Genomic DNA, 11,523 nt, shown 5'->3' on the forward strand with positions numbered 1-11,523 from the left:
TAAAAGATACAGCTTGCTTTAATTAGCAAGCTCAAATCGCCATTGCTGATGACTTTGACTTGTTCCCGTGGTTGTGATGAGATTAGCTCCGTTATCCGAGCTTCCGCTTTCAACGGTTAAAACGTCATTGCCGACAAAAGTTCGAACGGTAAAACCGCCCTCTGATAAAGGTTCAACAATCCATTTCTGATTGTCGTTAGCCGAGCAACTCCATTGATGTACATTGTCGCTACCACTATCTGCATCAAGGCATTTACCTGAATTTAAACTAACAAACGTGTATACATTCGCTTCAACTAAATTAGCTTGCCAAATTTGATTAGCGTTTTGGTGAAGATCCCATTGATGTACATTACCACCATCATGAGTTGAAACACCTGCCACATCAGCCGCTTTCCCGCTTAATTTATTAACAAAGATATAATGATTACCCGAAACTAAATCATTATCAGACGGGTCAACCGGAGGATCAATAGGGCCATGATCGGCAACAAATTCAATCCAATTTAGATTAAAACCACCTTGGATAAAATTAAGCCTTACGTTATGCTCACCAGCTGATAGCGTTAAAGGTAAAGCAAGTGATTGCCATGATTGCCAGCCTTGCGTATTTGAAACATCGATACCGCCAACTATATTCCCATCAACTAACAGCTCAACACGTCCGTTATTTGCATTACTAGCAACTCTAAAATTAACAACAAAATCAGTTAAATTGGCTACATCGATTTTATATTCAGCCCAATCACCACTATCAATCCAACCTATATTTTCACCGCCGCCAACGTCAGCCGTTGTTTCGGTTTGTAAGCCCGCCATATTACAAAATGATTCAGCTTCAATTTTTGCGGGTAGGTTAGTTGCGGTCGCGTTGTCACAAGGGTCAACAACCACAAAATCATTAACCACCTCTAACCAATTTAAATTAAAGCCTCCGCCGTTAATAACAACCTCTAACGTATTCGGACCCGCTTCTAACCAAACCGGTTGTGAAATCGACTGCCATTGCTGCCAATCTCCGGTTGACGGCACAGAAAACTCAGCAACGCTTTGCTGATTAATTAAAACAGAAAACTGACCCGTTGCGTTTGCCGAAGCTATACGCGCAACTAAATCATATTGCCCCGCCTCAGTAATATTAACGCGATATTCAGCAGAATCACCGGCATCAAGCCAGCCAATATTTTTACCACCGCCAACGTCAGTCGTATCTTCAAAAAGAACCCCTTCGTTAGCACAGTAATCTTCTGCTTCTAATTTTCCTGGTAGCAATATTTGCACATCATCTTCATCACAAGTTGGAGCCGGAGGTGGTGGAGGTGGCGCGATAGTTAATGGGCTAACCGCTTCATAAAAACCTTGATGCCACTCATGACTAGCATGCCCGTTTAAGATATTGACTTGTGCAAACTCAATCATTGCATCATACAATTCAGGCGCAGCTGTACCCCCATTATTAATATAGGTTTTTAATTCAGTGTAAGCCGCATTAGGAGGAATCGTCCACAATGTTTTATCGTGTGACATTTTTTTAAAAGACCAAGGGTAATACCCTGATAAATTGGCTTTAGCCCAATCCGTCATATCTTTTAAATTACCATTATCACTTTCACCATATTCGCCAATAATTAATGGAATATTTAAATTATTAGTAATATTTTCACGACCATAAGTACCACTGGCGGGGCCATAGTGGTGTAATTGATAAACTAGGTTGTCATCCCATTGTGATGTAACACCTGTTGCATCTTGTACCAATGGGTCGCTCCAATCAATTTTAGTTAAATCAGATGACCACCAAGAGCCTTCAGCAACAATAACGTGATTAGTATCAACTTCACGTATGGCATCTCGCATTTCGATTAATGAGCCCAATAATTCCATTTCACGTCCTGGTTGGGGAACAGGCTCATTAATTAAATCATATCCCCAAACAACGGGTTCATCTTTATATCGAGCAGCAATATGTCGCCACACCGATTTAGCAATGTTGATATTCTCAGTGCCGTCCCAAAATTCAACCGTATCACGTGGTTGACTAGCATTAGAATTAACATTATCCGCATGATCACCTGGATTTTGATAGCCTGGTGCCGCATGCATATCAAGCAACACATACAAACCGTGAGTGCGACAAGATTCGATTAATTGATCAAAATACTGAAAACCATGATCACTTAATTGGCCGTTTTTCCAAAAAAGATTGAAGTGAAAAGGAACACGTACTGAATTAAAGCCCAATGCTTTTAAATCAGCTATCGCTTTATCATCAACATAATTCAACCGCCATTGATGCTCAAATTCTGCGGCTTTAGCTTCACTACCAAATGTTTCAATTAGTGAGTTATAAAATTGAGTATGTGTACGGTAGTTAAAGTCTCCCATCATTAAGTAACCTTCCCATAAAAGCCAGTTACCTAAATTAATACCATTTAGAAAAAGGGCATCCCCGTTTTCATCAACAATATTTTTTCCATCAGTATGCACATAATCCGCTAAGGCGCCAAAACTACAACCTCCAGCTAAGGCCAAGGCAATTGCTGATTTTTTGATATGACTCATTATTGTTTTTTTATACGTTTTTTTATTCATAATTTTCTCTTATGATTATTGTTATATTTAGTCATAAAAACATATTGAATAGTTTATTTAGGCTTGAATTCACTATATTTAGAACAACGACTAATGAAATACAGCGTTGTTATAACGCTGTATATTTGATGTATTTACATCAAATTAAATAGCTAACTCTCGTTAATGAATAAACAAGAACTAGACGATAATTAACATTAATTTAAGCGTTGCTGATAGCCTTTGTAGCCGTAATAGAAAATATAAAGGTAACAAAGGCCCGGTAAAATAAAAGAGAGCTGAATACCCAATGCATCCGCTAATACACCTTGCATTAACGGTACAATAGCACCGCCAACAATAGCTAAACAAAGCAAGCCAGATCCTTCACTCGTGCGCTCTTTTAGTCCTGTTAATGCCAAACTAAAAATAGTTGGAAACATAATTGAGTTAAAAAGCCCAACCAATAAAACAGCATATAAAGCGATATAACCTTGACTCAAAATAGCTAATAATACGAGCAGAGCGGCGGCCAATGCATTGAATGACAAAATTGATGAGGCCTTAATTCGTTGCATTAATAATGCACCAATAAACCGCCCTACCATTGCCCCTCCCCAAAAATAAGTAAGATAACTCGCCGCTTCAGCTTCTGATAACCCCGCTATATCGGCTTCACCAAAAAAGTTAATTAAAAAACTACCAATAGACACTTCAGCGCCTACATACACAAAAATACCGATAGCCCCCAGCGTTAACGCACGATGAGAGAGTAGAGGCACTTTTTGTATAGTTGATTGCGCTGTCACTTGGTGGTTGTCAATAGACGGTAATTTTAAAAAAGAAAAAATCCCAGCTAAAAGCATTAAACATATTGCAATGCCAATATAAGGTAATTGAACAGATTGCGCTTCATGCAACTTTTGCTCAGCTTCATTGAGTTCAGATAAACCAGATGCCGTTGCCCCTAATATGAGTAAGGCGCCAAACATTGGTGCAACGGTTGTACCTAATGAATTAAAGGCTTGGGTCATTGTTAAACGCCCCGATGCAGTCTCTACCTTACCTAACGCTGCAACATAGGGGTTGGCCGATACTTGTAAAATAGTAATTCCGGCAGCCAGTACAAATAACGCACTTAAAAATACAGGATATGAAGGAACAGCCGCGGCAGGATAAAACGCAAAGCAACCTAAACCGGCAATAAAAAGACCGGTCACAATCCCTTTTTGATAACCCATTTTTTTAACCCATTTTCCAGCCGGAATAGAAACGATGAAATAAGCACCAAAAAAACAAAATTGTACCAACATTGCTTGAGTATAATTGAGCGAAAAAACACTTTTTAAATGTGGGATCAGAATGTCATTTAAACTCGTCAAAAAGCCCCACACAAAAAATAAACTGGTTAATATTATCAGTGGTAATCTAAAATTTTGAGCAGCAGAATCTGATGATCCCGTCTTTTGATTAGCCATATTATCTACAAATTGAGTTGCCATATTAATTAGTCTCTTATAATTGAAGTTGTCGCATACCATCGGCTGCCAACGATCGACAACCGATCGTTGTATTAGTTATTAAAATAATGTTGTGCTTTTTCAAACGCCCCTTTACCGATCCGTTCACCCATCAAGCGCCCAGGAATATCATCAGCGGGTGGATGAATGCCGCCCCAAATACGAGACAAGCTACATTGATCCGACGCATCACGGTAAGTCGCCCATTGCAACGTTAAATCGCGACTCGGTCCTTGCTCAAAAACTAAAAACGCGTTAGCTTTAATATGAAATTCGCTCATCCCTCCAGGAAAATATTCATCGCCAGTAATAGCCGTTAGTAACTCTGCCGCAGCACGTGAAAAAGTTGAATGCCCTGATACATAGCCAGCAAAAGGCGGTGTAACAAAAGACGGACGTTGATAAGGCCACCAATTTTCAGCTAAAATCCAACCGACACCGGCTTGGTCATTTTCAGGATCGTTGACAAAACGAGGGCCACGCCAAGCTTTGATTTTAATTTTATGTAGGTTTTCTTGCGCGGGTCCAACTAAAGGATCGTCAAATTGCACCAGCTCAATGTAATTTTCATATAAAGGAAGGCCATTAACATGGTAAGCAGGCAAAGCAGAGTCACTACTCTGACCTAGCTCAGCCATGGCACGAATAGCAGAGACAGGTCTAATATAATCATAACGCCCCTTAACGCCCCAAGCCGCAATGGCCGAATCGTGCAAGGCGCCGCCTAAAGCAAAGTAACTTTTAATATCCCATTCTAAATTCGTTAAAACAGAACCTGTACCAGCCCATTTTTTTGTTAACTCAGGATGATCATTAACCATATTTAAAATAACAAACCAATGGCCAGGTGGTGTTTCAGAATCAGGGCCATCAGCCCAAAACTCAGCTAATACACGTGTATAATCACCTCGAGGTACCCATTGCGCTTTATAAGGTTCACCCGTTTTAGGGTTAATAGCATATCCCTGACCTTTATCCCCGCCATCAAAAAAAGAATAAAAGTGGGGATGATCTTTAAAAGAATCCGGTAAAGATGAAATATTCCCTAAACGATTAGGTGAAATATCCCAAAGTACGTTATCAGTTTGATCCAATTGAGCAGACCAAATAGCCACCATCGCAAACGTCCATTTATATTCATCACTTAACTCCCCTGTAATCAATGGCGGCATACCAGGATCAAAATACAGTGGATAATCAATACCATTATCTGAAAAAACATGTTTATCATTTTCAGATAATGAAAAAGGTTGAACGTTGCCCCACTCTGCCCCTAGAAATGCAGGAGGTTCCGTTATCGGATTACCGGCTTGGTCAATATAACCAGGGATATCAAGCGGCTGCCATCGATTAAAATCAACAAGATCAGGGTTACCAACAGAATCTAAGCTTAAAATAAGCGGCGGGTTTACAGGCTTATAAGATTGGTTAGCATAATCATTCTCTTCATTCGATCCATCTTGTAAACCAAAACTTAAATAACAAGCCGCAATCGAATTACCAACAGCAGCAGCTGTACTAAAACCTAAACTATCTAAGTTTGTGTCATAGCCTAAACTGGCCATTAAAGTGTCAGCTTTTGCTTTGATGACCCGAGCACCAGGCGAATTAGAAAAACGCTTAATAATTATACGATAAGCAGCATAACTAATTGCCTCTTCTTGAGCACTACGTACAGAAGTAGTTATAGGAACCGGCTCTGCCAGACATGAAAAATGGCCAACTTTATTACCCAGTAAATATTCTGTTGTACTCGATTCATAAAATGACCAAGCATCATACATAGCAGCCGATACATGCCACAAATTACGCGCATGAACAGTCGGTCGAGCAAAATCATTTCTAATCGCCTCTAATAACACTTCATTCCACATACGTGCAATAGAATGCTCTGTTCGCTTAGAAATATCGCGATCTGAATTAACTTCTTCATTACTTGTAGATTCAAGGCCGTTATTGCAGCCTAATAGAAATACAAATAAGATAACGCCAGTAAAATGTTTGATCATTTTAGTCACCTTATTGCTTACTTAGCGCACTGAATATCGGCAGGCTTATCAGCGATATTGATACTGCCACCCGCCAAGTTAATAGAAAGCGCATCAGAAGCGGTAATAACGAAAGGAGAAATAACTTTCCTTAAATCGGTACCAGGAACATAACAAGCAAGATCAATACTTAAAGTTTGCCACTCACCGACTGAGTTCCGTTGCAATGCGTCGGTAATATCAACATCGCCAGAGCAAGGTAAACCACAATCAATCCTCGCTTTTACATTCCCTTTAAATGGCGAATTAACTCGAACTAGCCAATTTAACGTGGCGTTATGCGCTAAATAAGGCAATAAATTAACGAGCTCATCACTGCGTATCGATATAGTTGATTGGCTATTCGGGTTGAAATTAGCCGTTACACTCATGCCCGTTTGATCTGGTTTTACCGTAACATCAGGCGTTATAATTTCGTTATGATCTACAGGGGTGTGTTGACCTGCAGCAGAATCAATAAACACCTGCCACTGCGACGTCGTTAAATCAACCAATAATGGCGATTTAGGTTTACCAGACTGTAATTGGCAACCTAATAACGCAGCCCCTTTTTCACTTAATAAATTAACCGTATGCTTATCTTGATAAGTTAAGCCGTAGCCATATTGAAATAAAGGGTTGTAATCAGCATCACCTACATTAACGATCGATTGACAGGCATCACCCGGCCAACTAAAACTTAACTTGCCACTAAAATCATGATTAACATCACCAGAGTTAGTTTTAAACAGCACATCAGCAATAGCGTCACCTTCGGTTCCCGGTAGCCAAGCCGCAACAAAGGCATCCGATTTATTAATCTCTTTATTAACCCATAAAGGTCGTCCCGACAGTAAAACAGTAACCGTCGGAATACCTTTTTCTTTTAATGATTGTAAAAGGCGCAACGTTTTTTTATTTTTTTGTTCAAACTCTAGACTTTCTAAATTTTGAATGTCACCTAAAAACTCAGTGTAAGGTTGCTCACCAACAACGACAACCGCGACGTCAGGCTTAGTAATATAATGACCATCTTTGCTTAAAAGGGCTTGCCCACCTGCCGATTCAACTTTATCTTTAATACCTTGATAAATTGAAGATCCACCAGGGAAGTCACCATTCACATTGCCGGTACCTTGCCAGCTGATCGTCCAACCACCGTTCTGCATTGGAATATTATCAGCCCCTTCACCTGCGACTAAAATGTTAAGTTCAGGGCTTAAAGGCAAGGTATCATTGTTATTCTTAAGTAAAACAAGTGATTCACGCACCGCTTGTTTTGCCACTTCACGATGCGCAGTTGAACCCACAAGCTCTGAACGCCCAGCTAATTCACGAGTGCTTGGAGCACCAGCTTCAAATAATCCTGTGCGCAATTTAACGCGCAATATACGTGTTACAGCATCATCAATGCGCGACATCGGCACAATGCCACTTTTGACTTGCGATAATGTATTAGCGATCCACGTTTTCCATGTATCAGGCACCATAAACAAATCAATACCCGCATTAATTGCAGCAGCACAATTGTCATTGGTGCACCCAGCGACTTGCCCAATACCATTCCAATCACTAACAACAATGCCATCAAACGCCATTTTATTTTTAAGGACATCGGTAATTAAATATTTCTGGCCATGCATTTTTTGGCCATTCCAACTGCTGTATGAAACCATCACGGTTTGTACATCGGCATCAAGCGCAGTGTAATAACCTTGTGCATGGATCTTAAATAGTTCAGATTCACTTAACTGAGTATTGCCTTGATCATCACCAAATTCTGTACCACCATCACCGACAAAATGCTTAGCCGTTGCAACAATATGGTTTGAGCTAAAAGCATCTGAAGCTCTACCTTGTAGGCCTTGGACCATACTTTTAGCATATGTTTTAACAATCGCAGGATCTTCAGAATAACTCTCATAAGTTCGCCCCCAACGGTCATCCCTAACAACCGCTAATGTGGGTGCAAAGGTCCAATCTATCCCCGTTACAGCAACTTCTTTCGCGGTGATCTGTGCAATTTTTTCAATCAACGCAGGGTTATTTGCAGCACCTAAACCAATATTATGAGGAAATAACGTTGCACCAATAACATTATTATGTCCGTGAACAGCATCTGTCCCCCAAATAATAGGAATAGGCGTACGACCCGGTTTACGACTCATTGATGCGTGGTAATATTCATCTGCTAAAGCAACCCATTCTTGAATAGAGGCATGCTTATTGTTAGCAGGGAAGGCTCCGCCTCCATTAAGGATCGAGCCAATATGGTATTGCTCGACTTCAGCTGGTGTTATCGATCTAATTTCTGGCTGTAACATCTGGCCAATTTTTTGCTCGAGTGTCATTGTCGACATAATCGACTTAATTTTTTGCTCAACATCGTCAACCTGTTTAACAGGCATTGCCAGTTGATCATCTTGAACTGAACAAGCTTGTAGCAACATAGCAGATAATACAGATACAACGCTCATCTTATTTAAACTGTGATTTTTCATACACCTTTACCGATAAAATACAGGCTTATAGCCAATAACCTAAATAGCGTTTGTATTCATAAATAAATACAAACGTTAACATGCCTAAAAATGATTTCGATTTCATTTTAAAATATAAAAAAAGAAACCAGAACACAAAATGATTTCGATTTCATTTATAGTATTAACAAATAAAATTATTAATGTAAACAGACAAAACAAGTTAAAAAAAATATTAAATAAAAGATAAAACTAACTAAAAGATAAATAAATACACTAAAAACAATAATTTAAATAAAAAAACACTATATTTCATAATTAATAAAACATCGTTGACCGATCTTTTTTTAATATTTTTAGTTACAAAGTGTTTACATAAACACAAGGCTATGGAAGAATGAAATCGAAATCATTTGAGAATTTAGTAAATGAAAGCCGTTTTTTAACCAATTGTAGATAGCGTCATAAAAAATATAACGATGGAAGACAATCAAATGCACAAACCAAACAAGAAAAGTATATTAAGTCAATCAATCACCTACGCCTTAATAGGTGGTCTTACGATGTCAAGCGCATTTGCGGCAGAAGAACAAGCAGATGATAGCGACAGAGAACTCGAAGTCATTGTCGTATCAGCCGAGCGTAAAGTAGCAAACCTACAAGAAACACCAATTGCCGTAACCGCTTTAAGCCAAGAAAACCTAGCAGAGCAATATATTGCTGATGTAACAGGTTTAACCGGTTTCGTTCCCTCTCTTGTTATTTCCGGCCAAGAAGATCAGTCAGATATAAAAATATACATTCGCGGCGTAGGCACAAACAACCCAACAGAAACAGGAGACCAAGGTGTTGGTGTTTATGTTGATGGGGTTTTTGCGGCGCGAGCCCAAGGCGCTTTAGCCCTAATGTATGATCTCGAAGGTATTCAAGTATTACGTGGCCCACAAGGCACCTTATTTGGTAGAAATAATACCGGTGGCGCACTTTTACTCGACACTGTAAAACCAGGAGATACCTTTGAAGGTGATTTCCAAATGACATACGGTAACTATAATCGCCAACAATTATCAGGGGGTATCACGCTGCCAGTCACCGATAATTTATCTTTTCGGGTTGCCGGTTATATGGAACAAGATGATGGATGGGTTAATGCCATCGATGTTGATCCTCGAGGCTCGATGCATAATTACAGTGGCCTTGAAACCGGCCGTGTAGCCAATACAAACACAAAACTAAATAATAAAGACGTACGGTCAGCTCGTATAACGGGAGTGTGGAACTTAACTGACTCTTTAAATTGGACCGCCAGTTATGAAACATTTTCAGATACCGGTAACCACGGGGTTTTACTTAACCCAGTTGAAGTCAAAAAAGGTAACTTTAATGCCTTTATCGATTCACCCTACTCACTTGACATGGTAAGCAACGTATTTCGGTCTACCGTAAGCTACGATATTTCAAACAATGTGAATATTGAATACATTACGGGTTATTCAAAACTCGACCGTCATCAAATCGTGGATCAAGATGCAGGGGTTCTTTCTCGCTTTCAAGAAGCACGAACCGAGTATCAATATTCAAGTGCTAACAGCCACGAAATAAAACTACAAAGTATTGGTTCAGGTAGTCTTAGCTGGACAACAGGTGTTTATTATTTCGCTGAAGAAACAGATATTCGATTTGATTTTGATGGACAAGGATCTTGGTTACAAGGCGGTGCAACGTTTATCCAACCTGCACGAGGAACAGAATCAGCCGCAGCATATTTCCAAGCCAATTATGCACTGACTGACGATTTAAATGTAACCGCCGGTATACGTTATACAGATGATTTAAAATATGACCGCGGAGGCAGAAATATTACCGATTGCGGGGGTGAATTTATACGTCCAACCTTAGGTGGAAGCGACCTCTCTGTATTTGAAGACTTTTTGATCAATTCAGATGGAAGCATTGGCAAAGATAGATTAGATGATAACACCGGGTTAGAGCGAAAAAGAGGCCAATGCGCGGCAGGTGTACGTAACGATATTGAAGCCGAATCAGACAAGTTAACTTATTTGTTGAGAGCCGATTATACCGTTAATGATCATTTGCTTTATGCCAGCATAGGCACAGGTTATAGAGCCGGTGAAATTCAAGATGCAGGTGAATCCACTCGACCAGAAGAAAGTGTTAGTTACGAAATAGGGACAAAATCAGATTTCGACACTGACTTAGGTGATATGCGTTTAAACTTATCAGCATTCTTTATTGATTACACAGATCTAATCCGTTCAGGTTGGGATGAAGAGAAAAAACAAGTCATCAATAGCAACGTAGCCGCTGCAGAAATTGCGGGGTTTGAAGCAGAATTAACCTGGTTAATTGGCAGCGCAGGTCAACTCGATTTTTCAGGTTCTTTATTAGATGCAACCTATACCGAATACTACTCAGCTAGTGGGGGAGATAACCCAGGTAACCCACTCGTCACCGAAGGTGAAAAAGCGGGCTTATATAATTTAAGTGGAAATAATCTGCCACAATCACCTGAAGTATCATTTAGCGCTAACTTTAGTTGGGACTTCTCAACTGAACGAGGCGACATTCAACCCCGTATTAATGTTCGTTATGTCGATAACGTCTTTTTTAGAGATCAAAACGAAATATCATCACCAATTAACAACACCGTAGGCGATGTAGAGCAAAGTGGAACCTACTATGGCACCGATGCTTACGGCCAAGATGCGCATTCAAAAGTGAATGTTGGCTTAAAGTACTTCCCTGCTGAAGGTGATTGGTCATTAGATCTCTATGTTAATAACTTAACCGATGAAATGACGCGTTCAAGCTCAACCACCGATAATGGCACCGTTGAAGGTGCGCCGGGTCGTTATAGTGAACCACGAACGTTTGGCATACGTTTTAATACAAGGTTCTAATTTC

The 11,523-nt window shown here is 39.9% G+C and carries 5 protein-coding genes; 1 reads left to right on the plus strand and 4 read right to left on the minus strand.

Features of this window, described 5'->3' with window-relative positions; all coding sequences use genetic code 11:
* Positions 1–18: 18 nt before the first annotated feature.
* The 4 genes from DPX34_RS07190 to DPX34_RS07205 form a co-directional block, all read right to left on the minus strand.
* Positions 19–2,592 (minus strand): carbohydrate-binding protein, encoded by a 2,574-nt coding sequence (locus tag DPX34_RS07190; protein WP_111977729.1) that lies wholly within the window; start codon positions 2,590–2,592, stop codon positions 19–21.
* 197 nt (positions 2,593–2,789) lie between these two features.
* A complete protein-coding gene (gene fucP, locus DPX34_RS07195; RefSeq protein WP_111977730.1) occupies positions 2,790–4,073 on the minus strand; it encodes an L-fucose:H+ symporter permease in 1,284 nt (427 codons plus the stop codon).
* Between the two features lie 71 nt (positions 4,074–4,144).
* A complete protein-coding gene (locus tag DPX34_RS07200; RefSeq protein ID WP_111977731.1) occupies positions 4,145–6,100 on the minus strand; it encodes a vanadium-dependent haloperoxidase in 1,956 nt (651 codons plus the stop codon).
* A gap of 17 nt (positions 6,101–6,117) precedes the next feature.
* Positions 6,118–8,619 carry a glycoside hydrolase family 3 protein gene (locus DPX34_RS07205; RefSeq protein ID WP_111977732.1) on the minus strand — a complete coding sequence of 834 codons (2,502 nt, stop codon included), beginning with the start codon at positions 8,617–8,619 and terminating at the stop codon, positions 6,118–6,120.
* A gap of 542 nt (positions 8,620–9,161) precedes the next feature.
* On the opposite strand from DPX34_RS07205, the gene DPX34_RS07210 reads away from it, so the two are divergent.
* Positions 9,162–11,519 (plus strand): TonB-dependent receptor, encoded by a 2,358-nt coding sequence (locus DPX34_RS07210; protein ID WP_111977733.1) that lies wholly within the window; start codon positions 9,162–9,164, stop codon positions 11,517–11,519.
* The last annotated feature ends 4 nt before the right edge of the window (positions 11,520–11,523 follow it).

The organism is Algibacillus agarilyticus (assembly GCF_003286125.1).
Lineage (GTDB): Bacteria > Pseudomonadota > Gammaproteobacteria > Enterobacterales > Alteromonadaceae > Algibacillus > Algibacillus agarilyticus.